Raw genomic sequence first — 18927 nt, forward strand, 5'->3', positions numbered from 1 at the left:
TTAGAAGCCCATACTCAAATGTTCAGCAATAGGACCCAGCGCCAATGTCGGCAGGAAGGTCAAACCACCCACCAGCAAAATGGTCACGGTCAGCAAGGTCACGAACAGCGGGCCATGGGTCGGGAAGCTGTTCTGGCCGATCGGTGCGGTTTTCTTCATCGCCAGGCTGCCGGCCAGGGCCAGTACCGGGAGGATGTAACCGAAGCGACCGATCAACATACCAAGGCCCAGCATCAGGTTGTGGAACGCGGTGTTGGCACCGAAGCCACCGAACGCCGAACCGTTGTTGGCGCTGGCCGAGGTGTAGGCGTACAGCAACTGACTGAAGCCGTGGGCACCGGGGTTACTCACCGCCGCGACCGGGCCGGGCAGGCTCGCGGCAATCGCGCCGAGTACCAGTACGCCGACCGGCATCACCAACAAGGTCACGACCAGCAACTGGACTTCCTTCGCCTGGAGTTTCTTGCCGAGGTATTCCGGGGTACGACCGATCATCAGGCCGGCGAGGAACACCGCGATCAACACGTTCAGCAACATCCCGTAGAGCCCGGCACCGACGCCGCCGAAGATCACTTCGCCGACCATCATGTTGACCAGCGCGACCATGCCGCTCAGCGGGTTGAGGCTGTCGTGCATACCGTTGACCGAACCGTTGGACGCCGCGGTGGTGGTCACCGACCACAGCACCGTGGCCGTGGTGCCGAAGCGTGCTTCCTTGCCTTCCAGCGGCGCGGTCTGTTCGACGGCGACATTGTTCAGGGTCGGATTCGGCTGGTATTCAGCCCACAGCGACGTCGCGCCGCCGATCAGGAACAGCGCCAGCATGCAGGCGATGATCGCGCGACTCTGACGCAGGTCTTTCACGTAATGGCCGAAGGTGAACACCAGCGCCACCGGGATCAGAATGATCGAGCCGACTTCAAACAGGTTGCTCCACGCCGTCGGGTTCTCGAACGGGTGCGCCGAGTTGACGCCGAAGAAGCCACCGCCGTTGGTACCCAGTTGCTTGATCGCAATCTGGCTGGCGGCCGGGCCGAGCGGGATCACCTGATCGACGCCTTGCATCGTCACCGCATTCACGTAGTGCGCGAAGGTTTGCGGCACGCCCTGCCAGACCAGGTACAGCGCCAGCAGCAGGCACAGCGGCAGCAAGCCGTAGAGGGTGGCGCGGGTCATGTCGACCCAGAAGTTGCCGAGGGTCTTGGTCGACTTGCGACCGATGCCGCGACACAGCGCAACCAACACGGCCAGACCGGTAGCGGCGCTGACGAAGTTCTGCACGGTGAGGCCGACCATCTGACTCAGGTAGCTGAGCGACGCTTCACCGCTGTAGGCCTGCCAGTTGGTGTTGGTCATGAAGCTGACGGCGGTGTTGAACGCCAGCGTCCATTCCTGACCCGGCAGGTTTTGCGGGTTCAGTGGCAAGTGGTCCTGGAACAACAGGATCGCGAACAACAGCAAAAAGCCCGCGAGGTTGAAGGCGAGCAAGGCCAGGGTGTACTTCTGCCAGCTCTGTTCGGCCTGCGGATCAACGCCGGCCACCCGATAACATCCACGCTCCACCGGGCCGAGAATCGGCGAAAGCCAAGTGCGCTGACCTTCCATCACCTTGTAGTAGAAGCGCCCCAGAAACGGTGCCGGAATCAGCACCAGGGCGAAGAAGGCGAGGATCAGCCAATAGTCATAACTGTGCATAGCCGCTCCTAGTTCCGGTCCGCGCGCAACAGCGCAACCAACAGATAAATGAACAGCCCCACTGCCAGTAGCAGTGACACCCCGTCCAGAACGCTCATGGAAGTTCTCCGTGTTACGGCGTATTGCCGCGTGTGGAGTCATTGTCGGAAGGAAGGCTGTAAAGGAACGAGATCGAGGGTGTTGGCTGTGCATAAAGAAAGCGTAAAGAGTGGGTTTATGCCTTCGTTACATTGGTGTTTTTGCGGGCCCCTTCGCGAGCAAGCCCGCTCCCACAGGGGATCGAGTTGTCTGGCCTGACGCATTCCAACTGTGGGAGCGGGCTTGCTCGCGAAGGCGGCATTACGGCCAACAACGCTCTCAACTGGCGCACAAAAAACAATCATTCGGGGGCAAACATTCCCGATACGACGCCTTTCTGCACTTTACGACCGCCATCACAACACTGGCACGCCCACTGCAAACGCCCTCTCCCGAGCTTTCCAAACCGTTCAGGGAGCAACGCATGAACACACAACTCAAACCCACGCTGGGCACGCTGCACCTGTGGGGCATTGCGGTCGGGCTGGTGATTTCCGGTGAATACTTCGGCTGGAGTTACGGCTGGGGCGTGGCGGGTACACTCGGTTTTCTGGTGACGTCCTTTATGGTCGCCACCATGTACACGTGCTTCATCTTCAGTTTCACCGAGCTGACCACCGCGATTCCTCACGCTGGTGGTCCCTTTGCCTACAGCCGCCGCGCCTTTGGCGAGAAAGGCGGACTGATCGCGGGGCTGGCGACACTGATTGAATTTGTCTTCGCCCCGCCGGCCATTGCCTTGGCCATCGGTGCCTACCTCAACGTGCAATTCCCCGCACTCGACCCGAAACACGCCGCGGTCGGTGCCTACATCGTGTTCATGGGCCTGAACATCCTCGGGGTGAAACTGGCCGCAACCTTCGAACTGGTGGTCTGCGTTCTCGCAGTGGCCGAACTGCTGGTGTTCATGGGCGTGGTCGCACCGGCGTTCAGCTTCAGTAACTTCGCGCTGAACGGCTGGGCCGGTTCCGATGTGTTCGGTGCGCCGGCGATTGCCGGGATGTTCGCGGCTATACCCTTCGCGATCTGGTTCTTCCTGGCCATCGAAGGCGCGGCCATGGCCGCCGAAGAAGCCAAGGATCCGAAACGCACCATTCCGAAGGCCTACATCAGCGGCATTCTGACCCTGGTTTTGCTGGCGATGGGCGTGATGTTCTTAGCCGGCGGCGTCGGTGACTGGCGCACCTTGTCGAACATCAACGACCCGCTGCCGCAAGCGATGAAAACCGTGGTTGGCGAAAGTTCGGGCTGGTTGCACATGCTGGTGTGGATCGGCCTGTTCGGCCTGGTAGCGAGTTTCCACGGAATCATCCTCGGCTACTCGCGGCAGTTCTTCGCCCTCGCCCGGGCCGGTTACCTCCCGGTGTCCCTGGCCAAGTTGTCACGTTTTCAGACACCGCACCGGGCAATCATCGCCGGCGGCGTGATCGGCATTGCCGCGATTTATAGCGATGGTTTGATCAACCTGGGCGGCATGACGCTGACAGCGGCGATGATCACGATGGCGGTCTTCGGGGCGATCGTGATGTACATCATGAGCATGCTCAGCCTGTTCAAACTGCGCAAAACCGAACCGAATCTGGAGCGCACCTTTCGCGCGCCGTGCTATCCGCTGGTGCCGTTCATTGCGCTGGTGCTGGCGGTGGTCTGCCTGGTGGCGATGGCCTGGTTCAACACGTTGATCGGGTTGATCTTCCTGGCCTTCATGGCGGTAGGGTTCGTGTACTTCATGCTGACGGCGCAACTGCGTGCCGATGCACCGGCGGACGCGATGCTGACCGGGCTCTAACCTCCCCTGCGGCAGCTCCTGCAAGGATGTACGGTGTCTTCGGCAGATCAGGCATAGAATGGAACCACTGCGAAAATTAATCGCTCAAAGTGGTATGCACGATCGATTGGCGAAACCCGCCCATCGGCCTGCCCTCAAGGAGAGCCCTATGCCCTGGTATGCCTGGTTGATTCTGATCGTTGCAATTGGCTCGATCGTTGGTGGTTTGATGATGTTGCGTGACACCGCCGACAAGGTCGAACTGACCGAGGAGCAACGCAAACGCGTCGCTGAACGCAACGCACAAGCGGATGCCAAGGATGCGCAGGACCGCTAACAGAACAAACCCCGTCATTCTCATCAAATGACGGGGTTTTGCGTTTCTACTTTTCCCAATCGGCCTTGGCGATGTGCAGGCCATGCAGCCCTTTGTAAGCCGCGCGTTCCGGCTGGCTCCAGCCCTTAAGCAACGAATCCTCCAACCGATAAATCTCCACCCCGAGCGGGCGACACACGCTTAGCGGATCCTGCGCATCCGGCCCCCACATGGCCAGCGACAGATCGCCGCCCGGGCAGGTCGAGAGCGCACACAGCAGATCGATTTCGGCAAAGAACTCCAGGTAATCGCCCTTCTGCGCCGGACAGGCTTTCATGAAGTACATGTCGTCGTGGTTCAGGCCCGTGCACTGGAAAATGTTCAGCACGTCATGTACGTCGAACTCGGTCAGCCCATGAGGTAGCACTGCACGGGTGAGGTTCGAGTGGCAGTGATGATGGAAATCTTCGCCGGTGAGCATTTTGTTCACATAAGGATCGCAGCGAGTGCCCAGCAAGTCGTGCAGGCGACCGCCATGTTCGTCGATGCCGTAACCGGCCAGGCTGTCATCGGTGATGGTCACCAGAGGCCGCAGAAAAGGCAGGTTCGACCAGAGCCGGTCATGGGTGCTGACGTGTGCGCCCTGTAACTGTCGGGTCCGCGCCGCCCACAAACGCTCCCGTGGATCGTTGGCATTCCAGACGTTGAAATCCCCGACTTGCGGGCCGACGGGCGTGGTCACCCGGAACACATGCCCGGCCGGCACTTTCCAGGCGCGACCGGTGCGGATCGGGACCTCGAACTCCTCGATCAGCGTGCGCCCGTCCTTCTTGTCGCGGATCCGTTCGTAGAAGGCTTTGTCCACCTGCAAGGCGGAACCTTTGCTGACTTGATAGGCCGCCGGATAGTCTTTGTACATGGCACGAATCCTCGATCAGTGATGGGAAGAACGGGTAAGCATCTGCAACAAGAGGTGTTCGGAATCGTCGAGATACAGGCTCATGGCGTCCTCGGCCGCGCGTTTGTCGCCCTCGGCCAACAACTCGTGGATCTGCCGGTCCCGCGCCAGCCAGGGCGCCTGAAAACGTGATTCATCGGGGGCAGTGCAGAACACCAGACGCAATTGCGCCACGACGTTGGTGAAGAACTCGTCGAACAACGGACTGCGCAGCAATCCGACGATGTGTTGATGAAAGGCCAGGCTGTGGGTGCCGACGGCGCGCCAGTCTTCGCGCTCCCGGGCAAGCTCGGTGGCTTCCAGGGCTTCGAGCATCCGGTCGGATTGATAGTCGCGCAGCGGCTGACTCGCGCTGATGGCCCGCAGCTCCAGGGTGCGCCTGACGTTGAACAGATCCCGCACGTCCTCGACGCCCAGCCTGCGCACCATCACGCCTTTGTTGCGCACATAACGGGTCAGACCTTCCTGACCCAAGCGATGCAGCGCTTCGCGAATGGTATTGCGGGATGCGTTATAGGCAGACACCAGATCGTTTTCCACCAACGCCATACCGGGCAGCAAACGGCCGCCAATGATGTCGGCGCGCAACTCAAGTGTGATGTGGTCGGCCAGGGACAGTCCGCTGTTCATACTCATTGCCTCGTGATTGTTCAACAATCGTCAGTTAATGAGTAATCACTATTCGTGCCACCTGTTGATACAACGTTCTACCAAGATCGACGCATCTGCATGCTTTTTAGAAGTAGAAGTACACCCACCATCCCATTTTCATTGGTTAATATGGCGCATTGTTGCGGAGATACCCGATGCGTTACTCGCAGGACCATAAAGCCCAGACCCACCAACGCATCATCAAGGAAGCGTCAGCGCGCTTTCGCCGCGATGGCATTGGCGCGACAGGTCTGCAACCGCTGATGAAAGCACTGGGCCTGACTCACGGTGGTTTCTACTCGCACTTCAAATCCAAAGACGAACTGGTGGAAAAGGCTTTGCAAGCCGCGAGCGAGCAGGTCGATGTGATTTGCGCCGAGCTCTTCGCCCAGGATCGTCCGCTGGAAGCGTTCATCGACGCCTATTTGTCCGAATGGCACCAGACCTCACCCGATGAAGGTTGCCCGTTGCCGACCATGTCGTCGGAACTCGGCCTGCGCGGGCAGCAAAGCCCGACCACTGACGTGGTGCTCAACGCACGGCTTGAACAAGTGCAAGGCACCCTTGAAGGCGACAACGCTGCCGACGACAGCGTCGTCATCATGTCGACGCTGGTCGGGGCACTACTGCTGTCACGCAGTGTCGAGAACCCCGAGCTGGCGCAGCGGATTCTCGACGTGACTCGCGCCTATCTCAAACAACCCCGGGACTAACCCTCCCAACGCTTGAACAGCACGCTGGCATTCACCCCTCCAAACCCGAAGCCGTTGGACAGCGCGTACTCGATTGCCATCGGCCGTGCCTGGCCGTGGACGATGTCCACGCCTTGGGCGGCAGGGTCCGGGGTATCGAAGTTGAGGGTGGCCGGCACGACCTGATCGCGAATTGCCAACAGCGTGAAGATCGCCTCGATACCGCCCGCTGCACCGAGCAAATGCCCGGTGGCCGATTTGGTCGATGTCACGGCGATTTTGTTATCCGTGCCGAACAACGCCTTGATGGCCGCCAACTCTCCCAAGTCCCCGACCGGTGTCGAGGTTGCGTGAGCATTGAGATGCTGCACCTGCGCCGGCGAAATGCCTGCCTGGGCCAATGCCAGCGACATCGCCCGTCGCGCACCGCTGCCATCCTCGGGACCTGCCGTCAGGTGATAGGCATCGGCACTGGTGCCGTAACCGACCAATTCCGCCAGCGGTTGAGCACCGCGGGCCAGGGCATGCTCCAGGGATTCGATCACCAGAAGGCCAGCGCCCTCCCCCATGACGAAGCCATCGCGATCACTGTCGAACGGCCGCGAGGCTCGCTCCGGGGTGTCGTTGTATCCGCTGGACAAGGCGCGAGCAGCGGCAAACCCGGCGAGACTGACGCGATCGATCGCCGCTTCCGCGCCGCCACATACCGCGATGTCTGCCTCGCCACAACGAATCAACCGCGCCGCATCACCAATCGCCTGCACCCCGGCCGCGCAAGCTGTCACCGGCGCACCCAATGGGCCCTTGAAACCGTGCTGGATCGACACATGACCCGCGGCGAGGTTGACCAGAAATGAAGGAATGGTGAACGGCGACAAGCGTCGCGGCCCACGGCTGTCCGTGGTGCGCACCGCATCCGCTATCGCACCGAAACCACCCACGCCGGAACCGATAATGGTTGCCGTACGCTCCTGGGCATTGGCGTCCGCCGCTTGCCAACCGGCCTGCTCCAGCGCCTGACGCGCCGCTTCCATGGCGAACAGAATAAAGCGGTCCATCTTCTTCTGCTCTTTGGGCGCCGTCGCCCGGTCCGGGTCAAACCCCGCCTGGGGATCGTCAGCCAGCGTCGGCACTGCACCCCCGACCTTGGCCGGCAAATCGGCAACCACCTCGTCCGGCAAATTGCGCAACCCGGAACGCCCGGCCAACAGACGCGACCAAACGGCTTCGACACCAGAACCCAATGGCGACACCAGGCCCATGCCTGTTACAACTATTCGACGATCACTCATACCGCAAATACCTCAAGCCGATTCATGACGCCTCACGTGTAACGCGCGGCGGCCTTACTTTTGGAAAGATTCGGTGCCATGACAAGACGCGCCGCAACGAAGGCATCCCAATCGGCCGCATCCGGCAACGAAGGAATGGTGATCAACTCACCCTGATCCAGACCCGACAACGCCGCATCAACCATATCATCGGCTTCCATGACCATATCCACCGGAATCTGGGTAGCATCGATACCGGAGCGCTCGAAGATTTCGGTGCGTGTTACACCTGGCAACACGGCCTGCACCTTGACCCCGGTGCCCTCCAATTCGGCATTCAACGATTGAGTCAGACTTAACACATAAGCCTTGCTGGCGCTGTAAGTTGCATTGAAGCGCTCTGGGAACAACGCAACTACTGATGCGATGTTGATAATCGTCCCGCGGCCCGCCTTGGCAAAACTGGCGGCCGCTGCCGAGGCCAACCGCGTGACCGTTGTCACGTTCAGTTGAATCAAACGCTCCAGCTGATCCATGTCGGCATTGGCCAACAAACCATCCGTTGCAACCCCGGCGTTGTTCAGTAACAGGCTGATACTCGAATCACTGCGAAGACGCTGTTCAAGCTTCAGCACCTCATCCTTTTGCGTCAGATCCACCTTGAGCACCTCGACCTGAACGCCATGCTCGGCGCGCAACTTGCTCGCCGCAGCGTCCAGCCGCTCTTGATCACGGGCAACCAATAACAGATCAAAACCACGCGCCGCCAACCGCTCGGCGTAAATCGCACCGATACCGGAAGAAGCACCGGTGACGAGGGCCGTACCTTGAGACTGGACAGAGTTCATGACTGTGCTCCTGGGAGATGCCTAAGGGAAAGACAAGCGCCTGAGGCTCAGAACGCTTGGCGGAAACCAGTTTATTATAGGCATAATCTTAGCTGTATATGATAGCCGTAATTTTTCTCATATCGACGAAAGGCGCACCATCACAGCGTTCCCCAGAAAGCAAAAAGGCCGATCAATGACCGGCCCCTGGCGCTGACGTATAAGCTTAGTTCACCTCAAGCTTCTCGCGATTCTTATCCAGAATCGCTTTACCGATTCCCTTCACTTCGAGCAATTCGTCCACGGACGCAAACGGCCCATTACTCTCACGATAGGCAACAATCGCCTTAGCCTTGGCCTCGCCCACACCGGACAACTCGCGCTGAAGGGTTGGCGCATCGGCCTGATTCAGATCGATCTTGCCAGACTGTGCCTTGGGAGAAACTTCCAGCACCAAGGGTGCGTTGCCAGACTCTGGCTTGACCGTCGGCGCAGCAATGGCCGCAATAGAGGCGCTGGTGAGCAGGGCGAAAACCAGAGAGTAGAAATAGCCAGTACGCATAAATGAAGCTCCATGACATCGATTGAGAAAGCAGCTTTTCCGAAGCTGCCTTCCAAACTTAGGCGATGTCTGGAGCCTGTCAAAAATGTGTCCGTTACAGGATGTGAAACAATCAGGGTTCGAGGCGACGTTGCTGGTAGATCCAGTCAACGATATCGCCATCAGGGGCGTAGCCGCTGACGGTTTCGCGCAGGATCTGGCGGACGCGAGCGTAATCGTCATGATCAACGGCAATCAGCAACTCCCTCAAACGGCCCTTGAGCACATCCCAGGGCAGATGATCTTCGTTGGCCGTCATGATCATCGGATGTTGGGTCGCTGCCACGTCGTCGCCGATCAGCAACTCCTCATAAAGCTTCTCACCGGGACGTAGCCCGGTGAACTCGATGGAGATATCCCCCTGCAAATTCTTCTCCAAACGCACGCTCAAGCCCGACAGGTGGATCATCTTCTCCACCAGCTCGACAATCTTCACCGGCTCGCCCATGTCCAGGACAAACACATCACCGCCCGGCCCCATGGAACCCGCCTGGATCACCAGTTGCGCGACCTCAGGGATAGTCATGAAATAGCGAGTGATTTTCGGGTGCGTGACCGTCAATGGGCCACCCGATTTGATCTGGCTGTGGAAAAGCGGGATCACTGAACCGGAAGACCCCAGCACAGACGCAAGACTCGGCCCATGCGAAGTGCTGCAACCAGCTGATTGCCGGCTACGCCTGCACCGTAGATGGCGACTTTGGTGAGGCCATCATCCCGGTTGGCGAACGGTACATGCTGCGCGGCGGTGAACCAGTCGCCCATGAAATATTGACGCATGCACAGGCGCAGACCGCCGATGATGACGAGGCTTAGCCACCAGTAGTTAAAGACTATTGAGCGGAATAAAGGACTTTGCAATGAAAAATACTCACCGTCTATGGTTATGCCATAAGGTCTATCCGGGTGCGTCTCATTGGCACTGGATCCATGACGACAAGCCCTCCCTATGGTAACGTGCCCCGTAAAACTTAGTGTGGATGGTTGGCTAGCCATCACAGGAGCAACTATATCGCCTCCGGCGGCCTCCATCGACCTAACAAACTGATTTGTTAGTCCAGCATTCAAGGACAGTTCTTGTGACCCTCCCCCTCGTGGTTGACCTCGACGGAACGTTGTTGCGTTCGGACCTATTAGTAGAAACCGGCATGGCATTTATCCGTCGCCATCCATTTCAGCTCTATAAAACGGTAGGCTGGCTGGCGCAAGGTAAAACTGTGCTGAAGTCGCAACTGGCTTCTGCAACCGATATAGATGTTAATGTTTTACCTTACAACCCAGCCGTGCTGGAGTTGATAAAAATTGCAAAAAACGAAAATAGACTCATCGTACTTGCCACCGCCAGCCATTACACTCTGGCCGAGAAAATTGCAGAGTACCTGCAACTTTTTGATCTTGTACTGGCGACCAATGAAGAACGCAATCTGACAGCAGAGTCCAAGCGGGATTTATTGATTGAACACTTTGGCGAGTCCGGGTTCGACTATGTAGGTAATTCTCATGACGACATCCCGGTATGGTCGGCAGCAAGACATGCTTATGTGGTTGAGCCTGAACGAGGCGTTTTGCGTAAAGCACAAGCGATGGGCAACGTTAAACAAACGCTTCTGTCGAGTGTAGTACCTTTAAAAAGCTGGGTTTCTGCAATCAGGATCCACCAATGGATGAAGAACGCCCTGATTTTCGTCCCACTTCTTGCGGCGCACCAAGTAATGAATCCAATGATGGTTCGGCAGGGAATACTTGCGTTCCTGTTATTCGGATTGTGTGCATCCAGCGTTTACATTCTGAATGACCTTCTGGATTTGGCGGATGATCGTCATCATCATTCAAAAAAATGTAGAGCCTTTGCCTCTGGTGACCTGTCGATCATAACCGGAATTGTGGCGTTCCCGCTCTTGTTGTGTGCTGCCTTCGCCGGCGCCGCGTTATTTCTACCCTGGCAGTTCTCGGCAGTGCTACTGGCGTATTACGCACTGACACTTGCCTACTCACTTGATCTAAAGCGCCGCATGTCTATTGACGTCATTGCCCTTGCAGCTCTGTATACATTGAGGATCATAGCCGGTGCGGCAGCGTTCCAGCTTCAGCTAACCTTTTGGATGCTGGCTTTCTCGATGTTTATGTTTTTAAGCTTGGCACTGGTCAAACGCTACGCAGAGCTGCGTGATGCCAGAGTAAAAGGGAAAAAAGAGAAAACCCGGGGTCGCGGTTATTACCCCGGTGACCTCGAAATGATTTCTTCTTTAGGGGCATCCTCCGGATACCTCGCCGTGATGGTGCTGGCGCTCTACATACATGACCAAGCGACCATCGCCCTCTACTCAAGCCCCCAGATCATCTGGCTGGCGTGTCCCCTGCTGCTATTTTGGATCACACGTGTCTGGATGCTGACACACCGGGGTCTAATTCATGAGGACCCCGTTGTATTCGCAATTCGTGACCGGGTCAGTCTAATAGTCGGCGCATTATTTTGTGTTGTTTTTTGGGCAGCAGCATGACTTCAGATCTTTACTCATGGGGCCGATATCCAAAACATGCACAGACAGCCACGCCATGCAGCTGGAGATCCGAACTACAGGGCGTTCTGACAAGCTTGCGGGACACTTACGAAGAAACCTTACCATACGGAAATGGCCGTAGTTATGGCGACAGTTGCTTGGCGACCAGTGATCAGGTGATTCAAACACGCTTGATGGATCGATTCATAAAGGCTGACTGGCAGACAGGCCGCATTATCGTTGAAGCTGGGGTAACACTGGCGCAGATTCTGGATATTGCCATCCCCAACGGCTGGTTCCTGCCCGTCACTCCCGGCACTCAATTCGTGACGGTTGGCGGTGCCATTGCCAATGATGTCCATGGTAAAAACCACCACCGACGTGGCACTTTCGGTAACCATGTCACGCGTTTCGGGCTACTGCGAAGCGATAAGGGTGCACTGGTTTGCTCCTCATATGAAAATCCCAAGTTGTATTCGGCAACCATCGGCGGGCTTGGCCTCACGGGTATCATCACGTGGGGCGAAATCAACTTGATCTCTATAAATTCCAGTGCTATCGACAGTACAAAAGTGCGTTTCAGCAACCTGAAAGAGTTCTTTTTATTGGCGGAAGAGCTTGATCATCAACACGAATACAGCGTCGCCTGGATTGATTGCCTGGCGAAAGGAAGTGATGTTGGGAGAGGCGTTTTCATTGTGGGCGACCATGCACCCTATGGCGAGCTGACGCTCACCAAAAAATCAAAACTCAACGTCCCCTTTGCGCCATTTATATCTCCGATCACCCCACACACGCTAAAGTGTTTTAACAACATGTACTGGCACGCACAGCCCGCTGAAAGAACGCGTAAAAATGTTCACTACGAGCCCTTCTTCTATCCCTTGGACGGAATTCTTAACTGGAACCGAATTTATGGCTCCAAAGGGTTCCAGCAATTCCAGTGCGTCATACCCGATACGCATGCAGAGGCGACAGTCCATGAACTGCTCAGCGCCATCGCGAAAGCAGGTCAAGGCTCATTTCTGGCCGTCTTGAAACGCTGCGGGGAAATGCCTTCTCCAGGATTGCTGTCTTTTCCAATGCCCGGCACTTCTTTGGCACTCGACTTCTCACAACACGCTGGACTGGAGTCAGGTTTGTTTCGCCGACTTGATATCATCGTCGCGGAGTCAGGGGGCAGGCTCTATCCAGCCAAAGACGCTCATATGAGTGGTGAACATTTTAGAAGCTTCTATCCTGCGTGGGAAAAAGTGGAAGCATTACGCGACCCAGCCCTCAAATCCCGATTTTGGAAAAGAGTAACGTCATGAAGCGAATACTAATAATTGGCGCTACGTCCGCCATCGCCGCAGCGTGCGCCCGGCTCTGGGCAAAAGACGGCGCTGAGTTTTTTCTGGTAGGACGTAATACCGAAAAACTTGAACAGGTTTCCAACGACCTGAAAGTTCATGGCGCAACAGCAGTGAGTTCTTACCGTCTGGACGCCACTGATATCGCGGCACACTCAGTGATGATGAAAAACTGTTTGACCACGCTGAAACAGATTGATATCGCACTCATTGCCCATGGCACACTGCCCGATCAAAAAGCGTGTGAAAACGACGTTAATCTAGCGCTGCAAGAGCTGTCCAACAACGCTATTTCTGTCATCGCGTTACTCACGTTGCTGGGCAATCAATTTGAAATTCAAAGACATGGCTCATTGGCGGTCATTTCTTCGGTAGCTGGCGACAGGGGCCGACCCTCCAACTATTTATACGGCACAGCAAAAGCTGCCGTTTCCACATTCTGCGAGGGTTTGCGCGCAAGACTGTTCAAAGTCGGCGTTTCGGTGACTACCATCAAACCCGGTTTTGTTCAAACACCTATGACCAAGGGGCTCAACCTGCCTCCCCTGCTGATAGCACAACCTGAAAAGGTAGCACTTAGCATTGTCAAAGCGGTGCAAAATAAAACCAACACGCTGTACACCCCAACATTCTGGGCACTGATAATGCTTATTATCAAACATTTACCAAACTTTATATTCAAGCGGATAAATCTATAGTCAGATTTACTGCAAGTGATAAAACTGTATACATCCAGCTTCATCGATAACAGGGCTCTTCAATGTCAGCTTTAAATACCCTAGGCAATCTGCTTCAAAGGCATTTATTACTAATTGCCCTAGTCATTGTCATTCTGTTGAACCTGTACTACCTGAAGACGTACCCTATCAATATTGCTGCCTTTGACTATCCAAATTATGCTCAGATGATTTTCTCCAGTGTATCCAATCTTATCCACGCCAGTGGATATACTTTGGCCGCACGCTTCGCACTCGATTTTGCTGGCGTACCCAACGGAGTAGACATCTATAATTTTAAATGGTTGCGACACTTACAGCACATTCATTTTTACGTCCACTTGTTCGCCATCGCAATTAGCACATTCATGTGCAATAAAGTATTTGGTAAAATCTCAGCCACACTTATGTGCCTAGCGTGGGGTGGCAGTCTGTTTTTCATGGGCGGGGTCAATTCCATCGGACCGGACTGGCTACAAGGAGACTTTCTTGCCATCGCACTGCTGACCGCTCTCTGGGCGTTCGATGTAAAAAATGATGCAAAAATAATTTTGTATGTACTGTCCGCAGTTATTCTTACGGTTGCCTACCTTGTAAAGTTCAATTCCTTGGTAATCGCCCCTGTCATTGCGATGTTAGTAATTTTTGACAGCAAGGACTGGACTTGGAAAATCGCGACAGCCATCGTCACCCTATCGGCGAGCACCACAATTATATTTGTATTTGTCGAAACCTTTCACTACCCGACGACCAATTCACGGCAACTGAGTTACGATCATGCTTGGGTTCTAATTGACGCAATACCAAACAACTACATCACTCAGGAACCAAACAAGCTGGGAATCAACAGTTTGAGGTGGCGGGCCCTTGGCGCAATTTTACCACCGGAATATTTCAGGGCTGCAGCCTATCAAGACGTTGATTGGGGCGCACCAAAAGAAGTAAGAGCCCCCTACCTCGCACAATATAATTATCTGATGAACGCATCGCGCTCGGAGTTGATTGATTTCACGACCAAGCATCCCCTGCCTGAAACATTTGACATTCATGTTTCGGCCATTCCCGGCTATTACTATATCGGGCTTCCGCAAACAGACGCCCTAGGTATAGCCGTGTATAAAGAATCGGTGCTGGCGATACCCGCCGCCTACATCGCGAAATTGATCACGGGGTGGTTAGCTTTTTTCATCGAAAAACCATTCCAACTCACACCTTTAAAATCAAATAGCTTGGATCTGCTTATTGGTGACAATATTCAAGCAGATGGCAGCGTTAAACTGACCCCCCCTCCGGGCCGTATACCTCAACACTTGCTGTACTGGAATCCTGCCGAGAAAGCACAACACCAAGGCATGGCGTTTTTTGGTTGGATGAATTTTCTGACTCCGCCACCTTGGGTCTATGCCTTGCTGGCGTTCGTCTCATGTATCGCTATATCTAAAACACAAAACATCAGAAAAGCCTTCCAGGCAAGCTTGTTAGTCTTGTCTACAGCATTACTGGTTAGTTCTTCGTTGATGCTACTGACTGTTCGATCCAAGGAAATGCTTGCACTGTTGCCCATAGCAAGTATCTTTCTCAGTTTTGGTTTTTCTAGCTGCATCAATTACTGCCTGAAACGAAGATCCAACTTAAGTATGCTGGGCTTAAATGGAGAGCCAAAATGAAAATAATTCTTCCAGGCGGAGCAGGTTTGGTCGGGCAAAATTTGGTGGCACGTTTAAAAAGCCGCGGATACACTGACATCGTGGTGCTCGACAAACACCGAACGAACCTCGCCATATTAAAGTCTGTTCACCCAGAACTGACTATTGAGTATGCGGACCTTTCAAAAAAAGGTAGTTGGAGCGAACACTTTGTTGGCTCGGCAGTGGTCGTCATGCTACAAGCTCAAATCGGTGGCAATATCTATCAAGAATTCGTACAAAACAATGTGATTTCAACACGCCTAATACTGGACTTGATAAAGGCCAATCCGAACATGCACCTTGTTCACATTAGCTCGTCTGTACTGGAATCTAAAGCCGACGACTTCTATACGCAAACAAAGCGTGAACAAGAGGAGTTGGTATTAGCCAGCAATATTTCCTGCCCGATTCTTCGACCAACCCTTATGTATGGCTGGTTTGACCGCAAGCACCTCGGCTGGCTTGCCCGCTTCATGAAAAAAACGCCAGTGTACCCAATCCCCGGCGACGGTAAGTTTATGCGCCAGCCTCTTTACGCCGGTGATTTCTCCAACATCATTATCAGTTGTATCGAGCAGCAAAAAAAACAAGGTATTTTCAATATTTCCGGACATGAAAAAATTGATTACATTGATATCATTCGCGAAATAAAACGAGTGACTCACTCGAAAACAAAAATCGTGAAAATACCCTATACACTTTTTTATGCCTTGCTTTGGATGTGGGCACTCTTTGATAAAAACCCGCCCTTTACAACGCAACAGTTAGCGGCCCTGAGTACAAAAGATGAGTTTGAAGTCATCGACTGGCCTTCAATCTTTGGGGTTCCCTACACCCCCTTTGCCATCGCCATAGACGAAACATTTAATCATCCAATCTATAGCAATATTGTGCTGGAATTTTAATGATGGGACAGCGAATCGCCGTATTAGGCGCAGGACCAATGGGATTGGCAGTTGCTTATCAACTGGCCAAAGACGGGCACACTCCTATTTTGTTCGAAGCGGACGATCGTATCGGGGGGATGACTGCGTCTTTCGATTTTTCGGGTCTGACCATAGAACGCTATTATCATTTCCATTGCATCTCTGACAGCGATTTTCTGACCATTCTGGACGAACTTGACCTGGCTGAAAAAATGCGCTGGGTTGAAACAAAAATGGGTTACTGGTACCAAGACCGGCTGCAATCCTGGGGAAATCCGGCAGCACTGCTGAAGTTTAAAGGGCTCAGTTTTCAGGCCAAATTCCGCTACGGACTGTTTGCATTCCTGTGCACCAAACGTAATGACTGGAAGCCTTTGGACTCTGTCGAAGCCACCGGTTGGATTCGAAAATGGGTGGGGGCTGAAGCTTGGGAAGTACTTTGGCGCCGCTTGTTTGATTACAAATTCTATGAGTACAGCGACAATTTATCCGCTGCCTGGATCTGGAGTCGAATCCGCCGTATCGGAAGATCGCGTTACAGCTTGTTCAAGGAAAAACTTGGTTATCTTGAGGGTGGCTCTCAGACGCTTCTTGATGCATTGAAAGCCAGTATCGAAGCACACGGCGGTGAGATTAAACTGAAATCCCCAGTCGAACGAGTCGTCATTGAAAACGGTATGATTCAGGGCTTGAACGTGGCAGGGGAGTTTTTGAAGTTCGATAAGGTAATCAGTACCGTACCGTTGCCCTACGTACCAAAATTGATACCGGACTTGCCTGAAGACGTTCAGAACCGCTTTAAATCACTGAAAAATATCGCTGTCGTTTGCGTAATCGTCAAGTTAAAAAAGCCGCTGACCGAAAATTTTTGGCTCAACACCAACGACCCGGAGATGGACATTCCCGGGTTAGTGGAATACAGCAACTTGAGACCGCTGGATCAACACATCGTTTACATTCCTTTCTACCTACCCGGCGAGCACCCTAAGTTTCAAGACTCGGACGAAACCTTTTTCGAAAAGGTTCGCTATTACTTGAAGAAAATAAATCCAGAGTTACAAGCTGAAGACATCGTTGAATTACGCGCCAGCCGTTACCGCTATGCTCAGCCGATCTGCGACCCGGAATATCTGGACAAGCTTCCCTCTGTATCGCTGCCCGTTAAAGGGTTATGGGTTGCCGACACCTCCTACTACTATCCTGAGGATCGAGGTATTTCGGAAAGTATCGGTTTTGGTAGAAAATTAGCGAAACAGGCGAGCCAATGATCAGGTATCTATTCACTAAGCAGTTTGTAGGTTTTGCGGCAGCCGGCGGGTTCGCCGCATTCCTGAATTGGCTTTCGCGAATAATATTCAGTCTCTGGATGCCGTTCTCATGGGCAATCGTGCTTGCCTACGTAGTGGGAATGGCAACAGCATTTTCGTTAAATCGGATGTTCATTTTCAAAAAATCGGAAAAGTCAGTCATCGAGCAAGCAAAAGGCTTTGTTTTTATGAACCTGCTGTCATTTCCGATTGTTTGGTTTTCCGCGATAAAAATAAATGAGGGCCTGCAGGCACTCGGCTACCACGCCTATACTGAATCAATTGCCCACGCAATAGCGGTTACGCTGCCGACTATCACAACTTTCCTTTTCTATAAAATATTCGCGTTTAGAGATATTCCGGGAAGTAGATAAAACGTGTGCGCGGCGGCTCAGGCCGCGCGCATTCATCCCAAGTTACTAGACTCACGTCCTCATCTAATATCCTTCTTTATCATGGAACGTGCTCAAGAAGCGTAAGCACTCCATGAAGCCCACATTCCAAGTCGAAATCTGATGCTCGAAGCTGTGCTCCCGAACTCTTTCTGGAGCCAGCACCTCATGATGTGCCCCGATGCAAAAGTCGAAAAAGTGTACCTCTACCCCAAGCCCGTGGACTTCCGAAAGTCTATCGATGGCCTGGCTGCGCTGGTCGAGCTGGATATTAAAGTCGCCGTGTTCGACCCCGTGCTTTTTGTTTTTCTGAATCGCCACCGTAATCGAGTGAAATCCTCTACTGGGAGCGCAACGGCTTTTGCCTTTGGCTCAAGCATCTCAAGTCAGAGCGCTTCAAAACATCACCCGACGTCACCGAGGAAGCCATCGTGTTAAGCGTTCAGGAACTGAATTGGTTGCTCGACGGCTTTGATCTGTGGCGCAACCGACCACATCAGGTTTTGACTCCAGGATTTGTCGGCTGACGGGTATAATCCGGGCATGAATTTGATGCCCGAAAACCTCCCCGATGACCCTGTTCTGCTCAAGCAAATGTTGCTTGAGGCATTTCGAGACGGTGTTAAGCCGACACGGTATCGATATACCGAGGCAAACACTGGCGCGCGGGGTGATCCAGTGCAGCGAACACTTTCAACCACTGCTGAACCTGATGCGCGACTGATTACTGGAAAGCCCAAACCCGCGTCCAGGTACTTAAAGAGCCAATCCTGGCCCAGCTGAAAAGCTGGCTGGAAAAAACACAGCCGCAGGTCACTTCGCAAAGCGCACTGGGCAAGGCCGTTAATTATCTGGCCAGCAACTGGAGCCGGCTGGAGCGTTACGTGGAGGGTAACCGCTCCATGAACCCCACATTCAAAGCCAGCAGTTGATCCCCGAAGCTGTACTCCGATTTCTCTCTGGAGCCAGCACGTCATGATGCGACCCGACGCTAAAGTCGAAAAAGTGTACCTCTACCCCAAGGCCGTGGACTTCCGAAAATCCATCGACGGCCTGGCCGCCTTGGTCGAGCTGGATATCAAGGTCGCGGTGTTCGACCCTGTACTTTTCGTCTTTCTGAATCGCCACCGTAATCGAGTGAAAATCCTTTACTGGGAGCGCAACGGCTTCTGCCTTTGGCTCAAGCGC

At 54.0% G+C, this 18927-nt stretch carries 19 protein-coding genes and 3 pseudogenes; 13 read left to right on the forward strand and 9 right to left on the reverse strand.

The window, feature by feature from the left end:
* Positions 1-1695: a potassium-transporting ATPase subunit KdpA gene (kdpA, locus tag EAH74_RS16700; RefSeq protein WP_140679865.1), complete on the reverse strand. Its 1695-nt coding sequence runs from the start codon at positions 1693-1695 to the stop codon at positions 1-3.
* An 8-nt stretch (positions 1696-1703) separates the two neighbouring features.
* The gene (gene kdpF, locus EAH74_RS16705; RefSeq protein ID WP_007899818.1) at positions 1704-1793 is read right to left on the reverse strand and encodes a K(+)-transporting ATPase subunit F; all 90 of its coding nucleotides are present in this window, start codon (positions 1791-1793) and stop codon (positions 1704-1706) included.
* A gap of 404 nt (positions 1794-2197) precedes the next feature.
* Here kdpF and eat point away from each other — a divergent pair, with 404 nt between their 5' ends.
* Positions 2198-3562, forward strand: a complete 1365-nt coding sequence (gene eat / locus EAH74_RS16715) for an ethanolamine permease (protein ID WP_140679868.1) — start codon at positions 2198-2200, stop codon at positions 3560-3562.
* A gap of 148 nt (positions 3563-3710) precedes the next feature.
* Positions 3711-3878 (forward strand): DUF2897 family protein, encoded by a 168-nt coding sequence (locus tag EAH74_RS16720; protein WP_123364669.1) that lies wholly within the window; start codon positions 3711-3713, stop codon positions 3876-3878.
* A 46-nt stretch (positions 3879-3924) separates the two neighbouring features.
* Here EAH74_RS16720 and EAH74_RS16725 read toward each other — a convergent pair whose 3' ends face one another.
* Complete coding sequence (locus EAH74_RS16725; RefSeq protein ID WP_140679870.1) at positions 3925-4776, reverse strand: urea carboxylase-associated family protein; 852 nt, start codon at positions 4774-4776, stop codon at positions 3925-3927.
* Between the two features lie 15 nt (positions 4777-4791).
* Positions 4792-5445, reverse strand: a complete 654-nt coding sequence (locus EAH74_RS16730; protein WP_140679872.1) for a GntR family transcriptional regulator — start codon at positions 5443-5445, stop codon at positions 4792-4794.
* 176 nt (positions 5446-5621) lie between these two features.
* Between EAH74_RS16730 and EAH74_RS16735 the strand changes: the two genes are divergently transcribed.
* Positions 5622-6179: a TetR/AcrR family transcriptional regulator gene (locus tag EAH74_RS16735; RefSeq protein ID WP_140679874.1), complete on the forward strand. Its 558-nt coding sequence runs from the start codon at positions 5622-5624 to the stop codon at positions 6177-6179.
* Here EAH74_RS16735 and fabF read toward each other — a convergent pair.
* The 5 genes and pseudogenes from fabF to EAH74_RS33880 form a co-directional block, all read right to left on the reverse strand.
* Positions 6176-7450, reverse strand: coding sequence for a beta-ketoacyl-ACP synthase II (gene fabF, locus EAH74_RS16740; protein ID WP_140679876.1), 1275 nt, complete (start codon positions 7448-7450; stop codon positions 6176-6178). The two genes, EAH74_RS16735 and fabF, sit on opposite strands and share 4 nt — an antisense overlap.
* Before the next feature lie 32 nt (positions 7451-7482).
* Positions 7483-8277, reverse strand: a complete 795-nt coding sequence (locus EAH74_RS16745; protein WP_140679878.1) for an SDR family NAD(P)-dependent oxidoreductase — start codon at positions 8275-8277, stop codon at positions 7483-7485.
* 205 nt (positions 8278-8482) lie between these two features.
* A complete protein-coding gene (locus tag EAH74_RS16750; protein ID WP_140679880.1) occupies positions 8483-8818 on the reverse strand; it encodes a ComEA family DNA-binding protein in 336 nt (111 codons plus the stop codon).
* A 112-nt stretch (positions 8819-8930) separates the two neighbouring features.
* Positions 8931-9485: pseudogene (locus tag EAH74_RS33620) on the reverse strand (polysaccharide biosynthesis protein); the annotation flags it as partial.
* Positions 9458-9718 carry a hypothetical protein gene (locus tag EAH74_RS33880; RefSeq protein ID WP_140679884.1) on the reverse strand — a complete coding sequence of 87 codons (261 nt, stop codon included), beginning with the start codon at positions 9716-9718 and terminating at the stop codon, positions 9458-9460. The gene EAH74_RS33880 and the pseudogene EAH74_RS33620, both read right to left, overlap by 28 nt.
* Before the next feature lie 218 nt (positions 9719-9936).
* Between EAH74_RS33880 and EAH74_RS16765 the strand changes: the two genes are divergently transcribed.
* From EAH74_RS16765 to tnpB (EAH74_RS16810), 10 genes and pseudogenes are all read left to right on the forward strand, one after another.
* Positions 9937-11358 carry a UbiA family prenyltransferase gene (locus EAH74_RS16765; RefSeq protein WP_046047958.1) on the forward strand — a complete coding sequence of 474 codons (1422 nt, stop codon included), beginning with the start codon at positions 9937-9939 and terminating at the stop codon, positions 11356-11358.
* Entirely contained in the window at positions 11355-12671 is a 1317-nt protein-coding gene (locus EAH74_RS16770) for an FAD-binding oxidoreductase (protein WP_140679886.1), read from the forward strand. The genes EAH74_RS16765 and EAH74_RS16770 overlap by 4 nt, the downstream gene beginning before the upstream one ends.
* Positions 12668-13408: an SDR family oxidoreductase gene (locus EAH74_RS16775; RefSeq protein ID WP_046047960.1), complete on the forward strand. Its 741-nt coding sequence runs from the start codon at positions 12668-12670 to the stop codon at positions 13406-13408. Before EAH74_RS16770 ends, EAH74_RS16775 begins: the two co-directional genes overlap by 4 nt.
* A gap of 62 nt (positions 13409-13470) precedes the next feature.
* Positions 13471-15093, forward strand: a complete 1623-nt coding sequence (locus EAH74_RS16780) for a hypothetical protein (RefSeq protein ID WP_140679888.1) — start codon at positions 13471-13473, stop codon at positions 15091-15093.
* Complete coding sequence (locus EAH74_RS16785) at positions 15090-16019, forward strand: NAD-dependent epimerase/dehydratase family protein (RefSeq protein WP_140679890.1); 930 nt, start codon at positions 15090-15092, stop codon at positions 16017-16019. Before EAH74_RS16780 ends, EAH74_RS16785 begins: the two co-directional genes overlap by 4 nt.
* Positions 16019-17308 carry an NAD(P)/FAD-dependent oxidoreductase gene (locus tag EAH74_RS16790; RefSeq protein WP_240050520.1) on the forward strand — a complete coding sequence of 430 codons (1290 nt, stop codon included), beginning with the start codon at positions 16019-16021 and terminating at the stop codon, positions 17306-17308. Before EAH74_RS16785 ends, EAH74_RS16790 begins: the two co-directional genes overlap by 1 nt.
* Positions 17305-17721 (forward strand): GtrA family protein, encoded by a 417-nt coding sequence (locus EAH74_RS16795; RefSeq protein ID WP_140679891.1) that lies wholly within the window; start codon positions 17305-17307, stop codon positions 17719-17721. Before EAH74_RS16790 ends, EAH74_RS16795 begins: the two co-directional genes overlap by 4 nt.
* 189 nt (positions 17722-17910) lie before the next feature.
* Positions 17911-18266, forward strand: a pseudogene (tnpB, locus tag EAH74_RS16800) (IS66 family insertion sequence element accessory protein TnpB).
* Between the two features lie 74 nt (positions 18267-18340).
* Positions 18341-18629: pseudogene (locus EAH74_RS16805) on the forward strand (IS66 family transposase); the annotation flags it as partial.
* 85 nt (positions 18630-18714) lie between these two features.
* The coding region (gene tnpB / locus EAH74_RS16810) for an IS66 family insertion sequence element accessory protein TnpB (RefSeq protein WP_240050521.1) at positions 18715-18927 on the forward strand (213 nt) is incomplete at its 3' end.

It is taken from the genome of Pseudomonas mandelii, assembly GCF_006438925.1.
In the GTDB taxonomy this organism is placed as follows: Bacteria; Pseudomonadota; Gammaproteobacteria; order Pseudomonadales; family Pseudomonadaceae; genus Aquipseudomonas; species Aquipseudomonas mandelii_C.